Below are 23,776 nucleotides of genomic sequence, written 5' to 3'. Positions count from 1 at the left end.
GGATTTGTTCGATGACCGCAGGAGATATTCGGCATGAGTAACGTGGTAACGCTGCATGGTGACAAGCGCTGGAAAGCGGTGCTTGTCTACGGCCACCAGAACGGCCCGATTACGATCGAACATTATCTTGAAGAGATTTCCGAGCTTCATAACATCATCGAACACGGCCCGGACTGGAACACCCTGGTTGCATGCACGGTGACAATCAACCGTCCCGACGGTGGTGAGGAGCAGAACAGCGAGGAAAAGGAGGCACGCCGTGAACATCGGTGAGATCCGCGGGAAACTATATTGAGTGCTGCCCACGCAAGCAGCACTCAAGCATTTGAAATCCGGTATCGATTCCTACGGATGTACCCGTCAGACTCGAGGCCCCGAGCAAGTGCACAATGTGCTTGCAAATCCCTGGCGAGGGCAGGGCCAGCAATCGAGCGTTCTCGCCTCATCATGAAACCCAAGGCCTTATCGGCTCTCTGTGGCGGTCATTTTTCGGTGCTGATTCATGACAAGCCATTCATGACAAACCATTCATGGGCAATCTCATGAGTTTCGATGACCTCGACCTGAATTTGCTGCGCGTGTTCGACGTCATGATGCGCGAAAGAAGTGTCACGCGTACGGCATGCGAATTGGGAAGAACGCAATCTGCGATCAGCCACTCCTTATCCAGGCTGCGGCACCTTTTCGGCGACAAGCTGTTCACGCGCGATGGAGGCGTTATGAGGCCGACCCCGCGGGCGGTTGAGCTTCTGCCAGACATCTCAGCCGGATTGGCGACGATTCGAGCCTCGATTGATCGCCATCAAACTTTCGATCCCGCAACCACGCGGCGGAACTTTCGTGTCGGACTCACCGACTACCATGCGATGATAATCATACCCCGTCTTCTCCGGGAGTTTTCCAGGCAGGCGCCCGGTGCCACGTTGAATATTATTCCAGCGAACGGGCTCGATATCCCGTCCTCGGTTCATCTTCGACAGATCGACTGTGCCTTGACTGGAGCAGTGATCAAGGATGACCCAAGCCTCCTAAAGGTCGAACTGGGCCAGGATCGTCTCTTCTGCGCAGTTTGGAGCGGCAGCCAAATCGCAAGTTCGGCGATGTCATTGGAGACATACCTGTCAGCGTCTCACTTGCAGGTTTCCGCCGATGGTGTTTCCAGCGGACTTGCGGATGCCGCGCTCAAGGAGCTTGGTTTGCGGCGGAACGTGGTCGCGACGATATCGAATTATCTGGCACTTCCGTGGGTTTTGCGAGGCACCGAACTTGTTGCTCATTGTGGTGACGGAATCCTCCAAATCCTTGATAAAGCGAGTGAAGTGACGCTGCTTTCGCCGCCCCTGCCGATCCCAAATGTGAGCGCGTGGTTGCTCCTTCATCCGCAGATGGCCACGGACCCAGGGACGATCTGGCTCAAAGAAGTTCTCTCAAACATCTACTCTGAGTCACAGATTAAAAAGAGAGAAATTGTTTCTGAGAGAGAACAGAAGAAACAAACAGGAGACACACGGCTGAAACCATTAGGAGTGCAGCCATTTGTATGAGCAGACCTCATAGTCATCATGACGAGAATGAATTTGACCAATAATGAGCCCTGCGCAACCTTGGGTGCTCCACAAAAATAAGGGGAACCAAGATGCAAGCAATTCTCAAGGGTCTGGTCGGAGCAGCGGTAGGGCTCGTTGTATCCAACGCGTCCGCCGCGACGATCGAAAATGTCAGGAAGAACGGAGTTCTGACCTGCGGAACCAACTCGGCGACGGCCGGATTTAGCCTTCCAGACAATGAGGGCAAATGGACCGGTTTCGTGGTCGACTATTGTCGCGCTGTTGCAGCAGCGGTTCTGGGCGACGCGCAGAAGGTAAGGTTCATTCCGCTTACGCCGAAGGACCGTTTCACCGCGCTTCAGTCGGGCGAGATCGATATACTCGCACATAACGCAACCTGGACGTCATCCCGCGACACGTCTCTCGGAATACTTTTTGCGGGCACGTATTTCTACGATGGCCAGGGTTTTATGGTCCGCAAAGCGGAGAACATCGGTTCGGCTAAGGATCTGGATGGCGCATCCATCTGCGTCACCCAGGGCACGACGACAGAATTGAATCTCGCCGATTACTTCCGGTCGCATTCGATGACATTCTCGACCGTCGGGTTTGCCGATGAAGAAGCCGTCGTAAAGGCCTACGACGAAGGCCGCTGCGACGTCCTCTCCGCCGACACGTCCACCTTGAATGCATCGCGCCAGCGCATGGCGAAGGCCGACGACAGCATCGTGCTTCCTGAACTCATCTCCAAGGAGCCGCTTGGGCCAGCCGTGCGGCAGGGCGATGATCATTGGCTCAACGTGGCCAAATGGACGCTCCTTGTCATGGTTGCTGCCGAGGAACTGGGTGTAACCTCTGAGAATGTCGATGAAATGAAGTCGTCGGACAAGCCGAACATTCGCCGGCTGCTCGGAGCGGAGGGCAGCCTTGGAAAGGATCTCGGGCTTGGCGATAGCTGGTCCGTGGACGTTATCAGGCAGGTCGGCAACTATGGCGAAGTGTTCGATCGCAATATCGGCAAGGCCTCGCCGCTCAAGATGGAGCGCGGCCTGAACGCTCTTTGGAGTGAGGGCGGTCTCCAGTACGCCCCGCCGATCCGCTAGGCTGGGTTGGTCCACAAGACGCCAGCGATTGCGCCGGCGTGTTAGTCCACATCAACACAGGAACAGGGTCATGTCCGATGTGCTGCTCGCCGCGCCCTCGCGCAGGAGCCTGTCCTTGCACGACGCCAAGGTCCGCGGCATCGTCTATCAGCTTTTACTGGCGGCCAGCCTGCTGGCTTTGGCCGTGGGCATTGCCGTTCAGACTGCGTCGAACATGAGGGCACGCGGGATTCCGCTGTCCTTCGGCTTCTGGAACGAGACCGCCGGCTTCGACATCAATCAGATACTGATCCCCTACGACACGCTCTCCACCTACGGCCAGGCGTTTTGGGTAGGTGTGGTCAACACCCTCTATGTGAGCCTGCTTGGGATCGTCCTGGCCACAGTTTTGGGCTTTGTCGTCGGCATCGCCCGCCTGTCACCGAACTGGATCGTTTCAAAGGTCGCGGCCTCCTATGTAGAGATCATACGCAACATCCCGTTATTGCTGCAGCTTTTGTTCTGGTACAATGCAGTCCTGAAAGCGCTGCCTGCGCCGAGGGCGTCGATCGAACTGCCCGGCGGCATCTATCTGAACAATCGCGGTCTCATCATTCCGGAAATCCAGCTCTACGCAGGAGCAGGTACCGTGGGACTTGCATTCCTGGCGGCCAGCTTCTTCTGCGTCGCTTTTTGGTCCTACGCCAGACGCGCACAGAACCGCACCGGAAAGCAGCTGCCCGTGCTTTGGGTCAGCCTCGCTGCCTTGATCGGACTGCCTCTGATCGTCTTCCTCCTGGTCGGTTCGCCGGTGTCGTTCGTGACGCCAGAGTTGAAAGGGTTCAATTACCGGGGTGGACACCAGCTTTATCCGGAGTTCGCGGCTCTTCTGATCGGTCTGTCCGTCTATACCGCTTCCTTTATCGCGGAAATTGTCCGCAGCGGGATCCAGGCTGTGCCGAAAGGCCAGACCGAAGCTGCCCATGCGCTCGGGCTTGCGCCGGGCAAAACGCTTCGCCTGGTCATTGTTCCGCAGGCACTGCGCATCATCATACCGCCGCTGACCAGCCAGTACCTGAATCTCACGAAGAATTCCTCACTCGCCGTGTTTATCGGCTACCCCGACCTCGTTCAGATTTTTGCGGGAACGGTGCTCAACCAAACCGGCGCCGCCGTCCAGGTGATGGCGATCACGCTGTCGGTCTATCTCGCGATCTCCCTCGTCATGTCGATGGCCATGAACGCGTTCAATCAACGTTTCGCGATCATCGAGAGGTGATGCATGAGCGGCCAGTCCCTGCATCCGCCCCTGGTTAGCGCTCCGCTTCTGCCGCCTATGGCGCCGCCTTCTGGAATCCGGCCGAGCCCGGCGACCTGGATCAGAAAGAACCTGTTCTCGACACCGTTCTCCGGCGTGCTCACGATCTGCTTCACAGTTCTCGCCGCATGGCTTTTGCATCAATTCGTGAGTTTTGCAGTCTTGGACGCAGTCTGGGCAGGCGGACAGCAAGAATGCCGCGCCAACCCTGACGGCGCCTGTTGGCCGTTCATCGTCGAGAAATTCGACTATCTCCGGTACGGAGCCTACCCGTTGTCCGAGCGCTGGCGGGTGGACCTGACGCTGGCGATCGGCTCCGTGCTGATCGCCTGGCTGCTGTGGAAACGGGCGCCGCGGCGCAATGTGGCGGCGTTGCTGTTCTTTGTTGCCTACCCGGTCGTCGCCTTCGTGCTGTTGAGGGGCGTCGCGTCGCTCGATCTGCCGGTCATCGATACCGTCTTGTGGGGTGGGCTGCTCATCACTCTGCTCATGTCGATCGTGGGCATCGTCTTCTCGCTCCCGCTCGGTGTGCTTCTCGCGCTTGGCCGACGATCGGAGCTTCCCCTCGTCAGAGCAGTGTGTGTGATCTTCATCGAGGTCGTCAGGGGTGTGCCGTTCATCACGGTGCTGTTCATGGCGAATTTCATGATGCCACTCTTCGTGCCCGACTATCTGACGCCCGATCGGCTGCTGCGTCCGCTGATTGCAATCGCGCTGTTCTCGTCCGCCTACATGGCCGAGGTGGTGCGCGCAGGCCTTCAGGCGATTCCGAAGGGGCAATATGAGGCGGCAAACGCGCTCGGCGTCAGCTACTTCACCATGATGCGTCTGATCATCCTGCCGCAGGCGCTCACTATCGTTATCCCAGGCATCGTCTCGACATTCATCGGGCTGTTCAAGGACACGACGCTGGTGGCGATCGTCGGCATTGCGGACTTCCTGAGAGCCGTCGAAACGGCGCGTGTCGACCCGAACTGGGCTGGGCCGACGATCTCCTCGACCGGCTATCTCTTCGCCGGGCTGGTCTACTGGATCTTCTGCTTTGGAATGTCCCGGTACTCGCAGTCCATGGAGCGCGCGTTGGCGCGCGGCCACAAGAGCTAGGAAGCGGATGTGCGACAGGCAGTTTCAGCAGCGAGGCACGTGGCGCAAATCCTCAAATAGCCCGCCAAAAGTTCGAGCAGCCGCGAGCGGCGAAAACCACACCGGAAACCAGGCAATGGCTTGTGCAGATGCATCGCAACCGACGGTTGCGGAGAGAAATGTTGGAATGATCGACTTCGACAGGATCTATGATCGCCACCAGTTTGGGTCAGTCAAATGGGCCAATCAGTGGGACGAATTCTCGCCTCGGGTCGAGGGCGAAGATCTGCTTTCGTTGTGGACCGCGGACATGGATTTTCGCGCGCCTGAAACCGTCATCGCGCGGCTGCGGGAAGCGGCGGACCATGGAATCTATGGCTATACCCGCCGCGACCCCCGTCACTACGAGATTGTGCAATCATGGTTCGCGCGTCGGCACGGCTGGTCGCCGGCACTGGAATCGCTGCTGCCGGCGCCTGCGATCATGCCGTCGGTAGCCGCGATGCTTCGGACCTTCACGAAGCCCGGGGACGGGGTGATTGTGCAGTCTCCCATTTACTCGCCCTATTTCGAAGTGATTCAGGGGAACGGCAGGAAGCTGCTGGTTAACAGGCTAAGGTTGCAAGATAACCGATATGAACTCGACCTGGAGAACTTCGCGAAACTGGCAGCCGGCGCCAAGGCCTTCCTGTTGTGTAATCCGCACAATCCAGCTGGAAAGGTGTGGACGCGCCAGGAATTGACGGCGCTGAACGATGTCTGCGAGCGCTACGGCATCCTTGTCATATCTGATGACATCCATTGCGATATCAGATTGTCGGATCGCCCGCACATCGTCTTCTCGTCCCTCTCGGAGGATGCCGCGGAAAAGTCATTCATCTGCACGGCGCCAACGAAGACCTTCAATCTGGCCGGCGTGCCCTCCGCAACCGTGTCGGTGGCCAACAAGCAGCGGCGCGAGGCGCTTCTGGCCACCATGCAGGCATCGTTCATGGTCAATGCCAACTTCTTTGGGCGGCTGGCGCTAGAGGTCGCCTACAGCACCGGCGCGCCGTGGCTGGATCAGCTGACGCGCTACATCGGCGGCAATGTCGATCTCGTCCTCAACTTCGCCGAGGATCGCCTGCCGGGCATCACACCGATGCGGCCGGACGCTTCCTTCCTGGTGTGGCTGGATGCGCGCGGGCTCGATCGGAGGGTCGGAGGCGTTCAACGGTTTTTCGTCGACCGAGCCGGAGTCAATTTGTACGACGGGCGCGTCTATGGACCCGGCGGTGAAGGCTTCATTCGCCTCAATGTCGGTTGCCCTCGTCCGCTGTTGCGCAGAGGGCTCGAACGCATGTCCAGGGCGCTGGAGTCGTTGTGAGAGCGTTGACGGGACCGGAGCGGCCCAGCGGCATCGGCGATAGCCGCCCTGCGGCATCGGCGATAGCGTGCTTGCATTCAGCTCCAGGCGTGGCTGGCCAATCCATAGACCCAGGGCTCGTTGCTTTCGCGGTTCAGAAAGCGGCGGCCTTTGGACATCGTCGTCACTGTCTCGGCAATGCCGAGGCCGCTCTGCTGAAGAAACTCGGCAAACACGCCATCCTTCTCGCGCGTATCGACGCGGGCGAATCGACCTGCCAGCTTCTTCAGATGGACGGCTGAGAGATGGACCGCGTCCTGGTCGTTTCGGGCTACTGTGGGACCAATCACATGGCCGCGCCCGAACTCGCGACACATGGAATAGCCAACGACCTCGCCGCCGCGACTCAAAGTGGCGATCGAGGCATCCTCCGAGAGCAACGCAAGCAGCCTTGCACGGTTGGTCCCGAATGCGCGCGCGTCCAGTTCGGTGATCTCGCGAAGTCCGCCGCTGGGCAGATCACTTAATTCACCATCCGGAGCTGGCATTGGCGGGAGTTTTTGTGGGATCTCGCCCTGGCGCATGTAGACGATCGCCTCGTTCGTGAAGCCGAGCGACACATACAGAGGATAGGCGGCATGGGTGGCATTCAGGGCCAGATTGCGATCCCCGCACTGCTCGAGGACCTGGTCCATGAGCCATCGGCCGCCTCCCTGCGCCTGTGCGCGAGGCGTCGTGATCACCAGGCCGATGGTGGCAAAATCGTCCCCTTGGGGAAACCACATCGCGCTTCCGAAGACGCGCCCGATTCCGTCAACGGCGACGATGCCGTGGCCGGCGCGGCGCAACAAATCCCAGTCCTTGGGACGATGCGGCCAGCGGACCGAAATCGACAGTGCATGCAGCAGATCAACATCGACATCGTTGATGTCTCGCGCGACCAGTTCAAAGGATTTCAGGCGTACTGATCTCTGCATCTCAGTCGATCCGCTCCTTCAACGAATGTCTTTCAACGAATGCCCAGGGCACGCGGTGTTAAATCCTAGCGCCGATAGCCATGTTTGCGACAGGCCTCATTTGCAGCAGCATTACAGGGGAACGCCAGCAGGTTTCGCTGGTTCGAGGCGTTTTTTCGCAATCTTCAGCCAAAGCACGACGCGATTCGGCAGGGAACACTGCTGCTCAGGGATAGGCTGGTCGCAACCTACAGTGTGCAAGCAGAGCGGACAGCCATGAACGTGGAAGAAATCCTCGCGACCCTGATTGCGTTTCCCTCAGTTGTGGGCACGCCAAACGGTGAGATCGTCGATTGGATCCGCGACTACTGTCAGGCAGCCGGAGCCGAGGTGACGGTTCTGCCCGGTCCCGAGGGCGACCGGTCCAACCTGTTCGTCACGGTCGGCCCGCGTGCCGGTCGGGGCTATATCATCTCCGGACATATGGATGTCGTGCCGGCCGGCGAGCCGGAATGGAGCTCCGATCCGTTCGTCCTGCGTCGCGAGGGCGGCAGGCTTTACGGCCGCGGCACCACCGACATGAAGGGCTTTCTCGCCTGCGCACTGGCCGCGCTGCCAGGACTTGCGGCAATGAACCTGCGGCAGCCAGTCCATCTCGCATTCTCCTACGACGAAGAGGCGGGGTGCCGTGGTGTGCCGCATCTCCTGGCTGCGTTGCCGAGCCTGTGCGAGAGGCCGCTTGGCGCAATTGTCGGCGAGCCCAGCCGGATGCAACCTGTGCGTGCGCACAAGGGAAAGGCCGCGGCGCGGCTCGAGGTGATCGGGCGATCCGGCCACTCGTCACGCCCCGATCTCGGACTCAATGCCGTGCACGCCATGGCCGGCGTCATCTCGCACGCAGTGGCCTACGGCCAATCGCTCACGGGCGGCCCGCTCGATCAAAATTTCGAGCCCCCATACTCTTCCTTGCAGGTGGGTGTCATCGCCGGTGGACAGGCGGTCAACATCATCGCTGGCCACTGCACAGCCGATATCGAGGTGCGTGCCGTGCCGGGCGTTTCCCCAGCATCCCTGCTTGAGCCGGTCAAAGCCCGGCTTTTCGATCTGCGCGACAGCGGCTTCGAGGTGGCCTGGCACGAATTGAGTTCCTATCCCGCCCTTGCGCCGGCGGATGGGAGCAAGCTGGCGGCAGTCCTGACAGAGCTGACCGGGCAGGAGCCGCTCACGGCGGTCAGTTACGGCACTGAGGCCGGGCTTTATCAGCAGGCCGGTATCGATGCGATCATTTGCGGCCCTGGCGAAATTTCCCGCGCGCATCGTCCCAATGAATACATCGAGATCGGTGAACTTGCTGCCTGCCAGAGCATGATCGACGATCTCGGCGCGCGTCTCGCGGCCTGAGGGAAGGGCGGGTTCCATGGCATTTCTTTTCAACTCCGATGCGGCGCGTGCTGCGGTGTTCCGCGAGATTTTTGCGCGCGAACTCCCGGATCTGGAATTCTTCCATTCCGGCGAGGAGATGGAGCCGGACAAGGTGCGCTATCTCATCACCTGGACGGTGCCGGACGACATCTCCCGCTATCGCAATCTGGAAGTGCTGTTTTCGATCGGAGCCGGCGTCGACCAATTCAAGCAAGACGTTGTGCCAAGCCATGTGAAGCTTGTGCGCATGGTCGAGGACGGCATCATCCGCATGATGCAGGAATACGTCGCGCTTGGCGTGTTGGCGCTCCACCGGGAGATGCCCGCCTATCTCGAGCAGCAGAAGAGGTGCCTCTGGCAACCGATTGCCGCTCGACAGGCGGCTGAGCGCCGGGTCGGCTTTCTTGGTCTTGGCATGCTGGCGCAGGCGGCAATCGAACGCCTGAAGCCATTCCAGTTTCCGCTTGCCGGGTGGAGCCGCAGCGAAAAGCGGATTGAGGGAGTCACCTGTTTTCACGGCGCCGATCAGTTGCCCCGCTTTCTGAAGCAGACGGACATTCTCGTCTGCCTGCTGCCGCTGACGCCGGAAACCAGCGGCATTCTCGATGCAAAACTCTTCTCCTTGCTACCAGCCGGGGCGCGGCTGCTGCATGTCGGCAGGGGTCCGCAACTCGACCAGGCCGCGCTGATCGACGCGCTCGATACCGGTCACGTATCCGCGGCGATGCTTGATGTCACTGATCCGGAACCGCTCCCGGAAGACCATCCGCTGTGGTCGCATCCGAAGGTGATGATAACGCCGCACATTGCCTCGGTGACACAACCACTTACGGCGGCGCAAGCCGCCGTCGACAACGTCCGGCGCCACCGCGCCGGCGAAGAACTGATCGGCCTCATCGATCGGACACTCGGCTACTAACCAGGAGACCCACATGTCACTGCTGACCACGATCGACACAAATCCCGCCTTCACGCCGAAGGAGGCATTGCCGCTGCCTGAGCGGCTCATTTCCGGCACTCCATCCTTCAAGAGCTGGGCGCAGGATGCCTCGAAAGGTGAGAAGGTTCTGACCGGCGTCTGGGAAGCCACCCCCGGCGAGACGCATTCGATCAAGGGCTCCACCTACGAGTTCTGCCATATCCTTTCGGGCCTCATCGAAATCGAGGAGAAGGGCGGCGAGACCAAGACCTATCGCGCCGGCGACAGTTTCGTGATGAAGCCCGGTTTCGTGGGTGTCTGGCGCACGATCGAGACCGTGCGCAAGATCTACGTCTGCGTTTACGACTGAGTCCAGTGCTCAAGGTACGGCCGAGTAGAGCGCGCGGCGGTTCCAGAACAATCGACTATCCAAGTTCGGCCCGACGCGATTCGACGCTGTCGGGCCGCTCATTCTCGACGAAAAATGCGGCGCGCGGTCCGCTATGGTTCCGCTAGTGCGAATGAGGACCTCGATCGATGAAGACCTATGACATAGCGCTCATCCCCGGCGACGGCATCGGCAAGGACGTGACCGGGGCGGCATGGCAGGTGATGCAGGCCGCAGCCAAACGGGGCGGTTTCGCCCTTGATGGCACACGCTTCCCATGGTCGTGCGCCTACTACCTGGAAACCGGCGCAATGATGCCGCCAGACGGCATCGAGACACTCCGAAAATTCGATGCGATCTATCTCGGCGCTGTAGGCTGGCCCGCGGAAGTGCCCGACTCAGTATCGCTTCACGGACTGCTGCTGCCGATCCGGAAAGGGTTCACGCAGTACGCCAACATACGGCCGCACAGGCTGTTGCCGGGCGTTCAGGGGCCCCTCCGCTCCGATGGTTTCGACATCCTGTGCATTCGCGAGAATACGGAAGGCGAATATTCCGGCGCCGGCGGGCGCGTGCATTCTGGCACGGCCAATGAGGTCGCGATTGAGACGTCAATCTTCACGCGTGCCGGTGTCGAACGGATCATGCGTTTCGGTTTCGAACAGGCGCGGGCGCGCGGCAAGAAGCTCGCATCCGTGACCAAATCCAACGCCCAAAAGCATTCCATGGTTTTCTGGGATGAGGTCACGCGTGAGGTGGCGAAGGACTATGCCGATGTCGAGGTCTCGCACTACCACATCGACGCCATTGCCGCCCGCATGGTGCTGGCGCCGGATAGCCTCGACGTGATCGTCGCCTCGAACCTGTTTGGCGACATCCTCACGGATATTGGAGCGGCCATTCAGGGCGGGCTGGGTTACGCCGCCTCCGCCAATATCAATCCCGATCGCAGTGCGCCTTCCATGTTCGAACCGGTCCACGGTTCGGCGCCCGACATCGCGCATCTCGGCGTCGCCAATCCGATCGCCGCGATCTGGTCCGGTGCGATGATGCTCGAGCATCTGGGCGAGGGGCATGCTGCGGCAGAAGTGATGTCGGTAATCGAGTCCATAACCGCGCGGGGCATTGGCACGATCGCAGGCAAGGACCGGACTGAAACAATCACGCAAGCCGTGCTTGCGGCGTTGAGCTGAAAGGGCAGAGGAAAGACCATGAATGCGATAACGAAGATTGGCACGTTTGACGATGCGGACCTGTTCCGCCAGCAGGCGTTGATTGGCGGTGTGTGGCGGGAAGCGGATACAAAGGCCGCCGTCGAGGTCACCAACCCTGCCACCCTGGCCGTTCTTGGCAGCGTTCCCGACATGGGCGGCGACGACACCCGGGCCGCGATCGGTGCTGCGGCCGAGGCATTCAAAAGCTGGAAGAAGACGACTCATGCCGAGCGTGCGAGATTGCTGGAGCGCTGGCACGACCTCATTCGCCAGCACGAACAGGACTTGGCGCTTCTGCTGACGCTCGAACAGGGTAAGCCGCTTGCCGAGGCGTCGGCGGAAATCCGCTACGGCGCATCTTTCGTGAAATGGTTTGCGGAAGAGGCGCGCCGCATCGGTGGCTCGACCATTCCGTCACCCACCGCCGATCGACGCATTCTGGTTCTTAGGGAAGCAGTCGGCGTCTGTGCCATCATCACGCCGTGGAATTTCCCGAACGCGATGATCACGCGCAAGGTGGCGCCGGCGCTGGCTGCAGGTTGTACTGTTGTCATCAAGCCGTCGGAGTTCACACCCTTTTCGGCGCTCGCGCTCGGCGTCCTGGCGGAGCGGGCGGGCATCCCGGCAGGCGTTATCAACATCGTGACCGGCATGCCGGGAGAGATCGGCAAAGAACTGATGGCCAACGAGACGGTGCGCAAGATCTCGTTCACCGGTTCGACCCGCGTCGGTGCGCTGCTCATGCGTGGCGCGGCCGACAGCATCAAGCGGCTGAGCCTGGAGCTTGGCGGCAACGCGCCCTTTATCGTCTTTGACGACGCCGATCTGGATAACGCAGTTGAAGGGGTGATCGTATCCAAGTTCCGCAATGGCGGCCAGACCTGCGTTTGCGCGAACCGGATTCTCGTGCAGGAAGGCGTTTACGACGCGTTCGCCGAAAAGCTGAGCCAGCGCGTCACGCGGATGAAGGTTGGCGCGGGGACCGACGAGGGCACTGAGATCGGCCCGATGATCAACACGGCCGCGATCGACAAGATCGAGCGTCACATTGCGGATGCGAAGAAGAAAGGCGCGCAGATCCTCGCCCAAAGCGAGGCAGTGCCTGACGGCAGGCAATATGCGCGGCCCGTCGTCCTGGGGGAGGCTACTACCGAGATGCTCCTGGCATCGGAAGAGACCTTCGGTCCGGTGGCGCCGCTTTTTCGCTTCGAGACGGAGGAAGAGGCCATCACCATCGCGAACGCTACGCCGTTCGGCCTTGCCGCCTACTTCTACACCGACGACCTCAAGCGGTCATGGCGTGTCGCCGAGGCGCTGGAGTTCGGTATGGTCGGGCTCAACACAGGCCTGATCTCGACCGAGGTTGCGCCTTTCGGCGGTGTCAAGCAGTCAGGCGTGGGGCGGGAAGGATCGCAACTCGGGATCGAAGAATATCTCGAGGTCAAGACGCTCCACGTCGGCGGGCTTAATTAGAGGCCTTTCGGAGTCGCAACTGCGAACTAAAGGGCGTCGCGTTTGACCGGCCTCATGCGGCGCGCTTTAGATTGTTGTTTATGCTGTCGCTATCGCAAACCGCTGCACACCCTCGGTCAGGCCCAGGGTCAGGCCTGAGGGCATCCCTTTGCGCGACATGCATTGGAACACAGTCCCCTTTTCAGCGGCCGATTTTCAGTGGCAATCGCAAACCTCCGGGATTAGCCGAAGCATCCCTCCACTTCGGTCGAGTAGAGGCGATGGGCGACCATCGCCTCTACCTCGACCGAAGTCGTGGTGGCTTATGCCAATCGCCAGCGTTGGAGATTTGGCTGCCCGACCGTCAGGCAGCGAAGGTCCACCGCCGTATGGATGTCAGGGTCTGCGCTGCGCCGCTCGCTCCTTGCTCTGCCTTGGGACGACGAGCGAGGGGTGGTTCGGTCAATCCCAGGCTCCGAGGGCATGCTTTTGTGCGACATGCATCAGCAATGAGAAAGGGGCGGTCGAAACCGCCCCTTTCTCATTTCGATGGTTCGGATGCCGCGATGGCCGAGGCCCGCCAGCCTCAAGCAACTTCCCGAACGGGATCCAGGCCGACGGCGGCGGCCAGCCCGCCGATATCCTTGATCTCGGTATATTCGTAGAAGGGGTTCGCGGGCTCGTGGCCGCGGTTCACCCAGACCTTGCTCTTGATGCCGAGATCGTAGGCGGTCATCAAATCGTAGCGGAAGGAGGACGAGACATGAGTGATGTCCTCCGGGCCGCAGCCGAGCTTGTCGAGCATGTATTCAAAGCCCTTCATCAGCGGCTTGTAGGCGCCAACCTCTTCGGCGGTGATGACGGTGTGAAAGGGCGCGCCGAGCTTTTCCACATTCGACATGATCAGGCTGTTCATGGAGTTGGACAGGATCACCAGTGGGATTTCCTTGGCCACTCTGGACAGGCCAGCCGGGACGTCGGGGTGCGGACCCCAGGTCGGCACTTCGTCATAGATGCGTTGGGCGTCTTCGGGTTTGAACTGGATACCGATGCGCTTGCAGCTGCGTTCGATGGAATTCTGCACCACCTCGAGGAAGGGTTTCCATGGCCCCAGCACCTCGTCAAGGCGATAGCCTCTAAAAGCCTCCACGAAGCTGGCCATTGCCTCTGGGGAGAGGCGCTCGCCGTAGACGCGCCGCGCGGCACCGGCCATATCGAAATTGGTGAGCGTGCCGTAGCAATCGAAAGTGATGTATTTCGGTCTGAACGTCGACATGGCGACCATCCTCCTGGTTTTCTCGGCACAGCGTGCCTGTACCACAATCACCATAGGCGGAGATCTGGAAGACTAACGGCCGCATTCGCCGCGACCTGAAGCAGATCGTTTCGTATTGCATCGCCGGTTTGGCAGAGAGTTGCGCCAGGAGTCCTTTCGAGCTTTGGGAGCGGCGCGGCCTGTCGGCCTTGCTTCGGCAGAAGATGCGGCACGAGCGGCGAAGGATAGTGAAAACGCGTCGCGCTTGGCTGCCGGTCGGGAGGAAGTGCTGTCTTTGGTGGTCTACCGTTAGCACCTGAAGACGAAGGCTGGAAATTCATCATGACCACACAACAGATCATCCTTGAAGAGATGACACCGGGGCACCTGGAAGGCGCTGTCGAGTTGTCTCGCCAAGTCAATTGGCCGCATCGTCGCGAGGATTGGGAACTGGCCCAGTCGGTCAGCCAGGGGATCGTCGCCCTGGAAGAAGAACGCGTGGTGGCGACGATCATGATGACCCCCTACGGCGACAATACCGCCGCCATCAACATGGTGATCGTCGATGCGGCGATGCGCGGCCGCGGACTCGGCCGAAAGATGATGGAAGAGGCGCTGGCCAAGGCGGGTGAGCGCACCTGTTGCCTGACGGCGACACAGGAAGGCCTGCCGCTCTATGAGAAGCTGGGCTTCGTCACGACTGGCGAGATCGTGCAGCATCAGGGCGAGGCGTTGGCAGTTTCGGCGCCGGCCCGTGTATCCTGGGCAGAGAGCGGCGATCTTGCCCGCCTTGAGGTGCTGGATCGCGAGGCATTTGGCCATGACCGATCGGCGCTGATGAAACGGGTTTTCGAGCGCGCGAAGCTCGCTGTCATTCGCGATGAAGGCGTTGCCCAGGCCTTTTCCGCCATCCGGCCATTCGGCCGGGGGCTGGTCATCGGCCCGGTGGTGGCGAGGAACGGTACCGAGGCCAAGGCCCTGATCGACTTTCTGCTCGCCCATCATCAGGGCAAGTTCGTGCGTGTCGATACCGACGTCTCAACGGATCTTGCTGAATGGCTCACCGGGCGCGGGCTCGCGCACGTCGGCGGGGGGATCACGATGCGACGCTCCATGGCCACGCACAGGGAAAGCAAGCCGGCGCATCATCGCACATATGCGTTGGTCAGTCAGGCACTTGGTTAAATCAGGCAATCGGTTGAATCGGAGGAAGAAATGCTGGCAAATTCACTGATCGAACTCGATCGCGCGCATCTGGTTCACCCGTTTTCATGCTATCGGAGCCACGAGGAGACGGGCGTGCGGGTGCTCAAATCCGCCAAGGGCGCAACGGTGACCGATGCAAGCGGGAAAACCCTGCTGGACGGATTCGCCGGTCTATGGTGTGTGAACATCGGCTACGGCCAGGAAAGTGTCGTTGAAGCAGCCGCAAAGCAGCTAAGAGAGCTTCCCTATGCCACGGGATATTTCGGGCTGGGATCCGAGCCTGCCATTCGCCTTGCTGCCAGGCTTGCCGAACTGGCGCCCGGCGATTTGAACCACGTCTATTTCACGCTTGGCGGCTCCGACGCAGTCGACAGCACGATCCGCTTCATTCGCTATTACTACCATGCCAAGGGCACGCCGCAGAAGGACCAGTTCATCTCGGTCGAGCATGGCTACCATGGCTCCTCGACGGCTGGATCAGGCCTGACCGCGATTCCGGCTTTCCATGCGGGTTTCGGCGTGCCTTACGACTGGCAGCACAAGATTCCCTCGCACTACGCCTATCGCAATCCGGTCGGTTCCGACCCGCAGGCGATCATCGATGCATCGGTCGCGGCCCTGCGCGCCAAAATCGCGGAACTGGGCGCGGGCCGCGTTGCGGCCTTCTACGCCGAACCCATCCAGGGTTCGGGCGGTGTCCTCGTTCCACCGACAGGTTGGCTGAAGGCTCTGCACGCCGTGTGCAAGGAACACGATATCCTGTTCGTCGTCGATGAAGTCATCACTGCCTTTGGCCGTACCGGCCCCCTCTTCGCCTGTGAGGAAGACGATGTCGTGCCGGATCTCATGACCACGGCGAAGGGACTGACCTCGGGCTACGTGCCGATGGGCGCCGTCTTCATCTCGGACCATGTGTACAATACGATCGCAGACGGAGCCGGCAAAGCGCCTGTCGGCCATGGCTATACTTATTCGGCCCATCCCGTGAGCGCGGCGGTCGGGCTCGAATGTCTGCGTCTCTACGAAGACAGCTTGCTCGAGAACGGGCGCAAGGCCGGCAAGCGCCTGATGGAAGGCCTTCGCTCGCTCGCCGACCACCCGCTGGTTGGCGACATTCGCGGCCGTGGCATGCTGGCAGCAATCGAGTTGGTCACCGACAAGGAGCGCAAGACGCCGCTGCCGGCGGCGGCCGACCCGGGGCGCCGCATCTTCGAGCGCGCGTGGGCGAACGGCCTTGTTATCCGCGCCTTCAACAGCGGCATTCTCGGCTTTGCGCCGCCGCTCTGCTGCACCGATGACGATATTGATGGAATCCTCGAACGCACCCGGATGACCCTGGATCAAACCCTCGAGGACCAGGACGTGCGGTCGGCGATGAAGGGATGATCGTCCAGGCTGCCGCCGCATGCGCGCGGCAGCCTCTTTCTCATCTGTCGAATATCGCGTCGAGAGGCAAATGGGATTTCACGATCGGTGACTTCAGCACGACGAAGCTGAAATATTTGTCGATTCCGATATCCAGTTCGATCATGCGCTCCATGATCGTCTGGTACTCGCTGATGCCCGCTGTGACAAACTTCACAAGATAGTCGTAACCGCCTGAAACCAGGTGGCATTCGATAACAGAATCGACCTTCTGGATTGCGGTGAGAAATCTCGCGAAGTCGTTCTGCTGGTGGTGCTTGAGCGTGACTTCGGTGAAGATCGTCAGAGTCTGCCCGAGCTTGGACACATCGATCTGGGCGGAATAGCCGGTGATGAAGCCTTCCGTCTGAAGCTTCTTCACCCGCATCAGGCAAGGGCTCGGTGAAAGGTTCACCAGGTCGGCGAGCTCGACATTCGTGACCCGCCCGTTCTTCTGCAGTTGGGATAAGATCTTGATGTCGATCTTGTCGAGCTTCATTGGAAACCTGTCAAACGTTGGAACCGCGGATCGTCCGGCAGACGGCGTCCGTCACCTCCTGCGTGGTCGCTGTCCCTCCGACGTCCGGCGTCAGCACGCCCTCACTCGTCACCGATTCCACAGCGTTCATCAACCGGGCGGCCGCTGCGCTCTCGCCCAGATGTTCGAGCATCTGGGCAGCGGTCCAGAAGGTGGCGACCGGGTTGGCAATACCCTTGCCGGCGATGTCGAATGCCGAGCCGTGAATTGGCTCGAACATCGAGGGATAGCGCCGCTCGGGATCAATGTTGGCGGTCGGTGCAACGCCGAGACTGCCCGCGAGCGCGCCCGCAAGGTCCGACAATATGTCGGCGTGAAGATTGGTGGCGACGATCGTATCAAGGCTCCGAGGTTTCAACGTCATACGCACTGTCATAGCATCGACCAGCATCTTGTCCCAGGCGACGTCCGGGAATTCCGGCGCCACCTCGGCTGCGATTTCGTCCCACATTACCATGCCGTGACGCTGCGCGTTGGATTTTGTAACGACTGTCAGGAGCTTTCGCGGCCGTGATTGCGCCAGCCGGAATGCATAGCGCATGATGCGGGTGACGCCGACGCGCGTGAAGATCGCGACCTCGGTTCCGACCTCCTCGGGGAGGCCGCGATGGGCTCGGCCGCCGTGGCCCGAATACTCGCCCTCGGAATTCTCCCGCACGATCACCCAATCCAGATCGCCAGGGCCAACGCCGACCAGCGGCGAAACAATACCGGGCAATATCCTGGTCGGCCGCACGTTCGCGTATTGATCAAAGCCTTGGCAGATTGGCAGCCGGAGGCCCCAGAGCGTGATGTCGTCGGGCACATCGGGAGCGCCTACCGCGCCAAAGAAGATAGCGTCGAAGCGCTTCAGTTGCGCCACCCCATCTTCGGGCATCATCCGACCATGCGCCTTGTAGTAGTCTGAGCCCCAGTCGAAGTGCTGGACGCGCAGCTTGAAGTCGCCGCAGCGCCGCTGCAGCGCCTCAAGCGCCTGGAGTCCGGCGGCAATGACCTCTGGGCCGATCCCGTCGGCAGGAATGGCGGCAATCTCATATTCGCGCATCGTCACTTTCCCTTCAGTGCTGGCCGCCTCGCGGCCTCGATCTCGTGTGCGACCTGATGTAGCTTGGCAAACGGTCTTCTCAGAATTCAGCGACCTTGCCCCACGCAGCTGTCTTCAGACGCTCCGGCCGATAGGGACGCGGATCGACGATCGGCTCGCTGCCGGTGATGATATCGGCGATCATATGCCCAGCGCCGGGGCCGATCCCGAAGCCGTGGCCGCTAAATCCCGCGGCGAGAAGAAAGCCCGGAATCTCCTCCACTTCACCAATTGCCGGGACGCCATCGGGCGTGCTGTCGACATAGCCCGCCCAAGCATGAGAAATCGCGACGCGCTGGAACTCGGGCAGCAATTCGCAGGCTCTTTGATAGGTCAGGCGAATCTGCCTCATGTCAGGTTTGGGGTCGAGAATCCGATTCCGTTCCATTGGGGTCACGTCGTCAAGTACCCATTTCCTCAGGCTTTCATGACCTTGACGCCAGCCCTCGAACGCTCCCGGGGCCAGACTGCGCCAGCGGCGGGCGAACATCGGCACGAACTCGCGGCTGAACCTGAGCTGCTGCGGCGTTGGATCGACTCGCGCCCGCCCGCTGATCGCCAGCGCGTATCCGCCGTTGCTGCGCCGCGTCAGCGAGACGCGCGCGGTATGCAGGGCATCCGGCAGGCCTTCTGCTCCCGGCGCTACGGCTAGAATGGACTGACGCACGGCAGCTTGCGGGAAACGGATACCAAGCTGGTTGCAGAAGGAAGAAGCCCACGCGCCTCCGGCCATGACCACGGTCGTCGTCCGGATGGTTCCGGCTTCTGTAACGACGCCGCTGACCCGGCCGGCGCTTAGTTCCAGCCCGCGCGCCGCGCAATTCTGATGCACGGTGCCGCCGGCCGCCATGATGCCGCGCGCGGCAACCGGCACCGCCTTTGAAGGATCCGCCGTTCCGTCAGTTGGCGAGAACACGCCGCCTTTCCATTTGCGGCCGGTCGCCTTGCCCCGTTCGGTGGCTTCTTCTGCGCTCAGCACATGCGTCGTGACGCCAACCGTCCTTGCGAAATCGCGCCACTTTGCCCAGCCTGCCAACTCGTTTTCGTCCTGCGAGAGATAGAGCAGGCCGCAGCGGCGGAAGCCGGTGTCCTCGCCGGTCTCCTGCGCCACTTTTTCCCAGAGGTCGAGGCTCTTGGTTGCCATCGGCAACTCGCGTGCGTCACGGTTCTGCTGACGGCACCAGCCCCAGTTGCGGCTGGACTGTTCGGCGGCAACGCGCCCCTTCTCCAGCAGGGCAACGCTGACGCCGCGGCGTGCGAGATAATAGGCCGTGAATACGCCGACCACGCCGCCGCCGATGACGACGACGTCCGCCTCGCGAGGCAGGGATGGGCTGGACTCAATGTGAATGAGCGGCGCGGGCATGGATGGGACTCCGGTAATTTGATGCATCCTAGCCTGCGGCCCGCAGAGGCAGGCTGCGGAGTTCATGCCTGGACGGAATTTCCTGCGGTTTGCAGCCCATGGAACAGGCAATTGTTGCCGAAAAGCGCTCGCTGGCCCCAACCTCGCAGGGGCAAGCAGGAGTACACTTCATCCAGTCGCGTGATCTGCGGCATGGGCTTTTCGGGACGCGGCGCGCAGTGACGCAAGGCCTGTCGCGCACAAATTAGCGGACGAAGGACCTGGTTGTCTGATCCCGGTTTTCTGCGCCGGAACGGTGGCAGAGTGAAATGCCGAACCTGACGTTCTTTTCAGAAGTTCCTGCCGCCCGAGGGCCAAATTTCGACGACTATGCGGATACAGAACAGTCAAACTGGCTGAAAGAACGGAGCAACCCTTCCTTATAACGGGTAAGCTCCAGAGGACTTCCGATAGGCAGGGCTTACGCCTTCGGAGAGTTCTCCAAGAAAAGGGAACAGTGTCCGGTCCACGGACCGAATTTCATCAAGGGAGCCGCCAGGATGAGCAGAATCCGTCTCTCGCAGCCTCAGCGCTCGAAGCGCCGAGATGACCAGACGACGGACGCTATGGTGAGGCGCTTCTGCTCAAAGCGCGATGATGTGGTCCGCAACAGCGTGGACCCGCTCGGTTCAAACGGGAGATGATCGCAATGGTCGCAACGATCCAGCCTGTAGCCCCCCACGATGTGGCGCTTTCGGTGCGCGACCTCACGGTGAATCTGCCGAAAGGCATGGAACGGACTTATGCCGTCGAGAACATCTCGTTTGATCTGAAACGCGGCCAGATCCTGTGCGTCATTGGCGAATCCGGATCCGGCAAGTCGGTCACCGCGAACGCCATCATGGGGCTACTGCCCAATGTGATCCGCGTCTCCTCGGGCGCCATCCACCTCGATGGAATGAACATCGTAGGCATGCCGCAGGACAAGCTGCGCAGCCTGCGCGGCCGGGTGGTGTCGATGATCTTCCAGGACCCGCTGTCGGCGCTCAATCCGTTGATGACCGTGGGTGCACAGATCGACGAGGTTATGGCGGCGCATGGCGTCGGCACTGCCAAATCCCGTCGCGGCCGGGCTATCGAGTTGCTGACCGAGGTGGGGCTGCCTGACCCGGAACTCATGTACCACCAGTATCCGTTCCGCCTCTCCGGCGGGCAGCGGCAACGGGTGATGATCGCCATGGCGCTGGCGCTCGAGCCGACGATCCTGATCGCGGATGAACCGACCACCGCGCTCGACGTGACCACCCAGGCGCAGATTCTGGAGCTGATCCGCGACATTCAGCGCCGCAAGGGGATGAGCGTGATGTTCATCACTCACGACTTCGGGGTGGTGGCCGAAATCGCAGACAGCGTCGTGGTGATGGAGAAGGGTCACATCGTCGAGCAGGGTAGCGCTCAGCAGGTCCTGAAGTCGCCGGGCCATCCCTACACAAGGCGCCTTATCGCAGCCGTCCCGCACCTGACCGGCGAGGATCGCGTTCCTCTGGAGACAGCCGACAAAGCGCCGATCCTGAAGGTCGAAGGCCTGATGAAGACCTACCGCAGCGGCAGCTCCCTGTTCAGCGCGCAGCGCGTCGTGCCCGCGGTCAACGAGGTCTCGTTCGATTTGGCGCCGGGGCGCACGCTGGGCGTTGTCGGCGAAAGCGGTTCCGGCAAATCGTCGCTTGGTCGGCTTTTGATCAAGCTGCTGGACAGCGACGGCGGCGGGATTCTGTTCGAGGGCCGCGACATCGCCAAGCTTTCCGAAGCCGAATTCCGTCCGCTGCGGCCGCGGGTCCAGATGATCTTCCAGGATCCCTTCGCCTCGCTCAACCCGCGCTCGACGATCGGCCACATCCTGACCGTTGGCCCGGTCGCGCACGGGACGCCCTATGCCCAGGCGCGTGAAGAGGCGAAGGCGCTCCTGGCCCATGTCGGCCTCGATGCCGGCGCCTTTGACCGCTTTCCGCATGAATTTTCCGGTGGGCAGCGCCAGCGCATCGGCATCGCCCGGGCACTGATGTTCAAGCCGAAGCTGCTGATCGCCGACGAAGCTGTCTCGGCGCTGGACGTGTCGATCCAGGCCCAGATCCTGCAGCTGCTCGACCAGATCCAGCGAGAGACCGGCGTTTCGATGATCTTCATCACCCACGACCTGCGCGTCGCCAGCCAGATCTGCGACGAAATCGCGGTGATGCAGAAGGGGCGGATCGTAGAACGCGGTCCTCCCTCGCAAATCTTCCTCGACCCGCAATCAGCCTACACACGTGAGCTGGTGGCGGCGATTCCTGGAGAGCAGCCGGGGTCTACCCGTCCGGTTGCAGCAAATGGGTAAGAGCCACGGCGGATACCGCCAGAACAAGGGGAATTCCAATGACTGAACGCTCAAACACCAAATCAAGCTACTCGCGCCGCGATGCACTGCGATTGATGGCGATAGGCGGGGCGGCAGGCCTCATTGCGCCCAATCTGTTGGGCAAGCCCGCCTTCGCCCAGAACCCGCCGGCGAGCCCAACCGGCCGCGTCGTCGTCGGTCTCTCGCAGGAGCCCACCGTATTCAATCCGTTGATGCCGCACATCGAGGTCGACGACGCTGTGCATTTCTCGCTTTTCGATGCGCTCTTCCGCATGGATCCCAAAGGCGTTCTTCAGCCCAATCTCGCAGTCGAAGTGCCCAACCAGAAAAACGGCGGCATTTCAGAGGACGGTCTGATGTGGCGCATTCGCCTGCGAGACGATGTCCGCTGGCACGACGGCAAGCCGTTCACGGCCGAGGACGTGAAATTCACGCTTGAGCTCATCACCAACCCGAAATTCCGGGCGTGGCGCACGGCCGGCCATTCGCTGGTGCGCGACATCAAGGTGGTCTCGCCGACCGAGCTGACCTGGCGGATGGAGGAGGCTTTCGCCCCCTATTTGTCGTTTCTCGCCGAAACCTTCATGGTTCCCAAGCACATCCTCGAAAAAGAGGCCGACCCCAACGCCGCCGCCTTCAATCAGGCGCCTGTCGGCACTGGCGCATTCAAGTGGGCGCAGCGCGTTGCCGGCGACCATGTCGAACTCGTCGCAAACGCGGATTATGCCGGGGAGGGCCCCTATTTGGAGCGGCTCGTCTTCAAATACATCCCCGACATGACGGTGCTCTACACCCAGTTCAAGAGCGGCGACATCGACCTCGTCGACCAGGCATACATAACCGCCGACCACTACGCGGAAGCCAGCACACTATCGGATCGTGCGGTCAAGCTGGAGCCTGGAGCGTCGGTCGAGTCGATCTATCTCAATCTTGAGAAGCCGCAATTCAAGGACCCAGCGGTCCGCCAGGCGCTCTACTTGGCAATCGACAGGAAAGCGATCCTCGAAGCACTTTACTACGGGATCCACAAGCCGACCGAGACGTTCATGCCGCAGAATTCGTACTACTACAATCCGAACCTGCCGGCACAGGAGTTCAACCTCGAGCGGGCGGGCCAGATCCTCGACGAGGCCGGCTGGGTACCCGGAGCCGATGGCATTCGGGTGAAGGACGGAGTGCGCCTGTCGTTCGCCAACTCCACCACCTCCGGCAATCATTTGCGCGAGCAGACGCAGCAGTTCCTGCAGCAGACATTCGCCGAGATCGGCGTCGAGATGACCATTTCGAACCTGCCCTCCGCCGTGATGTGGGGCGATTTCTGGCTCAAATCGCAGTTCGAGTCAGCCATCTCCGGTGTAACCAATCTCATCGCCGGCGACCCCGACGTTACCAACCGCCTGCACAGCAAGGCGATCGTCGCCAAGGGCGGAAAGGGCTCGAACACCGGCCAATACTCCAACCCGGAGGTCGATGCGCTGCTCGAAAAGGGCGCCCGCACCTTCGATCGGGAACAGCGCCGCGCCGTCTATCTGCGCGTGCAGGAAATCGTTCGTCAGGATCTGCCGTTCCTGCCTCTGTTTGCCTACACCAACGTGTTCGGCCGCAAGCAGGGGCTGGAGGGTTTTGAGGCAAATTCCAACACCCGCGTCGCATCCTGGCATGCCGCCGGATGGCATTGGAAGGCCTGACATATATAGACCGCCCCCCCCCCCCCGGGGGGGGCGGGGGGGGGGCGCGGGGGGGTGGGGGGGGGGGGCGGGGGGGTGATGAGGGGTTATATTGGGGGGGGTTTGGTAAAACCCGCGGAACAAACCACCAACAAA

20 protein-coding genes are annotated in these 23,776 nt (G+C 61.0%); 15 read left to right on the top strand and 5 right to left on the bottom strand.

What is annotated here, in order from left to right; translation table 11 throughout:
- Positions 1 to 33: 33 nt before the first annotated feature.
- The 6 genes from AC0L2R_RS08190 (at position 34) to AC0L2R_RS08165 (ending at position 6,396) form a co-directional block, all read left to right on the top strand.
- Positions 34 to 273 carry a hypothetical protein gene (locus tag AC0L2R_RS08190; protein WP_473508399.1) on the top strand — a complete coding sequence of 80 codons (240 nt, stop codon included), beginning with the start codon at positions 34 to 36 and terminating at the stop codon, positions 271 to 273.
- A gap of 257 nt (positions 274 to 530) precedes the next feature.
- On the top strand, positions 531 to 1,544 hold the full coding sequence (locus AC0L2R_RS08185) for a LysR family transcriptional regulator (protein WP_473508398.1): 1,014 nt from the start codon (positions 531 to 533) through the stop codon (positions 1,542 to 1,544).
- A gap of 92 nt (positions 1,545 to 1,636) precedes the next feature.
- On the top strand, positions 1,637 to 2,650 hold the full coding sequence (locus tag AC0L2R_RS08180) for an amino acid ABC transporter substrate-binding protein (RefSeq protein ID WP_473508397.1): 1,014 nt from the start codon (positions 1,637 to 1,639) through the stop codon (positions 2,648 to 2,650).
- A 70-nt stretch (positions 2,651 to 2,720) separates the two neighbouring features.
- Complete coding sequence (locus tag AC0L2R_RS08175) at positions 2,721 to 3,908, top strand: amino acid ABC transporter permease (protein ID WP_473508396.1); 1,188 nt, start codon at positions 2,721 to 2,723, stop codon at positions 3,906 to 3,908.
- A gap of 3 nt (positions 3,909 to 3,911) precedes the next feature.
- A complete protein-coding gene (locus AC0L2R_RS08170; protein WP_473508395.1) occupies positions 3,912 to 5,051 on the top strand; it encodes an amino acid ABC transporter permease in 1,140 nt (379 codons plus the stop codon).
- Positions 4,990 to 6,396, top strand: a complete 1,407-nt coding sequence (locus AC0L2R_RS08165) for a MalY/PatB family protein (RefSeq protein WP_473508394.1) — start codon at positions 4,990 to 4,992, stop codon at positions 6,394 to 6,396. The genes AC0L2R_RS08170 and AC0L2R_RS08165 overlap by 62 nt, the downstream gene beginning before the upstream one ends.
- Positions 6,397 to 6,473: 77 nt before the next feature.
- Here AC0L2R_RS08165 and AC0L2R_RS08160 read toward each other — a convergent pair whose 3' ends face one another.
- Positions 6,474 to 7,352, bottom strand: coding sequence for a GNAT family N-acetyltransferase (locus tag AC0L2R_RS08160; RefSeq protein ID WP_473508393.1), 879 nt, complete (start codon positions 7,350 to 7,352; stop codon positions 6,474 to 6,476).
- Positions 7,353 to 7,607: 255 nt separating this feature from the next.
- On the opposite strand from AC0L2R_RS08160, the gene argE reads away from it, so the two are divergent.
- From argE to AC0L2R_RS08135, 5 genes are all read left to right on the top strand, one after another.
- Complete coding sequence (gene argE, locus AC0L2R_RS08155; RefSeq protein ID WP_473508392.1) at positions 7,608 to 8,732, top strand: acetylornithine deacetylase; 1,125 nt, start codon at positions 7,608 to 7,610, stop codon at positions 8,730 to 8,732.
- A 16-nt stretch (positions 8,733 to 8,748) separates the two neighbouring features.
- Positions 8,749 to 9,672, top strand: a complete 924-nt coding sequence (locus AC0L2R_RS08150; protein ID WP_473508391.1) for a 2-hydroxyacid dehydrogenase — start codon at positions 8,749 to 8,751, stop codon at positions 9,670 to 9,672.
- 13 nt (positions 9,673 to 9,685) lie between these two features.
- Positions 9,686 to 10,042 (top strand): cupin domain-containing protein, encoded by a 357-nt coding sequence (locus AC0L2R_RS08145; RefSeq protein ID WP_473508390.1) that lies wholly within the window; start codon positions 9,686 to 9,688, stop codon positions 10,040 to 10,042.
- A 167-nt stretch (positions 10,043 to 10,209) separates the two neighbouring features.
- Entirely contained in the window at positions 10,210 to 11,253 is a 1,044-nt protein-coding gene (locus AC0L2R_RS08140; protein ID WP_473508389.1) for a tartrate dehydrogenase, read from the top strand.
- 18 nt (positions 11,254 to 11,271) lie between these two features.
- Positions 11,272 to 12,747, top strand: coding sequence for an NAD-dependent succinate-semialdehyde dehydrogenase (locus AC0L2R_RS08135; RefSeq protein ID WP_473508388.1), 1,476 nt, complete (start codon positions 11,272 to 11,274; stop codon positions 12,745 to 12,747).
- A 565-nt stretch (positions 12,748 to 13,312) separates the two neighbouring features.
- Here the strand turns inward: AC0L2R_RS08135 and AC0L2R_RS08130 are convergent.
- The gene (locus tag AC0L2R_RS08130; protein ID WP_023798457.1) at positions 13,313 to 14,002 is read right to left on the bottom strand and encodes a haloacid dehalogenase type II; all 690 of its coding nucleotides are present in this window, start codon (positions 14,000 to 14,002) and stop codon (positions 13,313 to 13,315) included.
- A 321-nt stretch (positions 14,003 to 14,323) separates the two neighbouring features.
- Here AC0L2R_RS08130 and AC0L2R_RS08125 point away from each other — a divergent pair, with 321 nt between their 5' ends.
- Positions 14,324 to 15,166, top strand: a complete 843-nt coding sequence (locus AC0L2R_RS08125; protein ID WP_473508387.1) for a GNAT family N-acetyltransferase — start codon at positions 14,324 to 14,326, stop codon at positions 15,164 to 15,166.
- Between the two features lie 30 nt (positions 15,167 to 15,196).
- Positions 15,197 to 16,573: an aspartate aminotransferase family protein gene (locus tag AC0L2R_RS08120; RefSeq protein WP_091593965.1), complete on the top strand. Its 1,377-nt coding sequence runs from the start codon at positions 15,197 to 15,199 to the stop codon at positions 16,571 to 16,573.
- 40 nt (positions 16,574 to 16,613) lie between these two features.
- On the opposite strand, the gene AC0L2R_RS08115 is transcribed toward AC0L2R_RS08120, so the two are convergent.
- The 3 genes from AC0L2R_RS08115 to AC0L2R_RS08105 form a co-directional block, all read right to left on the bottom strand.
- Positions 16,614 to 17,090 carry an Lrp/AsnC family transcriptional regulator gene (locus tag AC0L2R_RS08115; protein ID WP_023798454.1) on the bottom strand — a complete coding sequence of 159 codons (477 nt, stop codon included), beginning with the start codon at positions 17,088 to 17,090 and terminating at the stop codon, positions 16,614 to 16,616.
- Positions 17,091 to 17,100: 10 nt separating this feature from the next.
- Positions 17,101 to 18,174, bottom strand: coding sequence for a tartrate dehydrogenase (locus tag AC0L2R_RS08110; RefSeq protein ID WP_473508386.1), 1,074 nt, complete (start codon positions 18,172 to 18,174; stop codon positions 17,101 to 17,103).
- Positions 18,175 to 18,253: 79 nt separating this feature from the next.
- A complete protein-coding gene (locus AC0L2R_RS08105; RefSeq protein WP_473508385.1) occupies positions 18,254 to 19,579 on the bottom strand; it encodes an NAD(P)/FAD-dependent oxidoreductase in 1,326 nt (441 codons plus the stop codon).
- Between the two features lie 688 nt (positions 19,580 to 20,267).
- Here AC0L2R_RS08105 and AC0L2R_RS08100 point away from each other — a divergent pair.
- Both AC0L2R_RS08100 and AC0L2R_RS08095 read left to right on the top strand, forming a co-directional pair.
- Positions 20,268 to 21,932 (top strand): ABC transporter ATP-binding protein, encoded by a 1,665-nt coding sequence (locus AC0L2R_RS08100; protein ID WP_473508384.1) that lies wholly within the window; start codon positions 20,268 to 20,270, stop codon positions 21,930 to 21,932.
- A gap of 38 nt (positions 21,933 to 21,970) precedes the next feature.
- Entirely contained in the window at positions 21,971 to 23,641 is a 1,671-nt protein-coding gene (locus AC0L2R_RS08095) for a peptide ABC transporter substrate-binding protein (protein ID WP_287122240.1), read from the top strand.
- The last annotated feature ends 135 nt before the right edge of the window (positions 23,642 to 23,776 follow it).

It is taken from the genome of Mesorhizobium sp. WSM4820 (assembly GCF_055811075.1).
The sequence above is the reverse complement of the archived record's forward strand: the minus strand, read 5'-3'. Positions and strand labels throughout refer to the sequence as shown.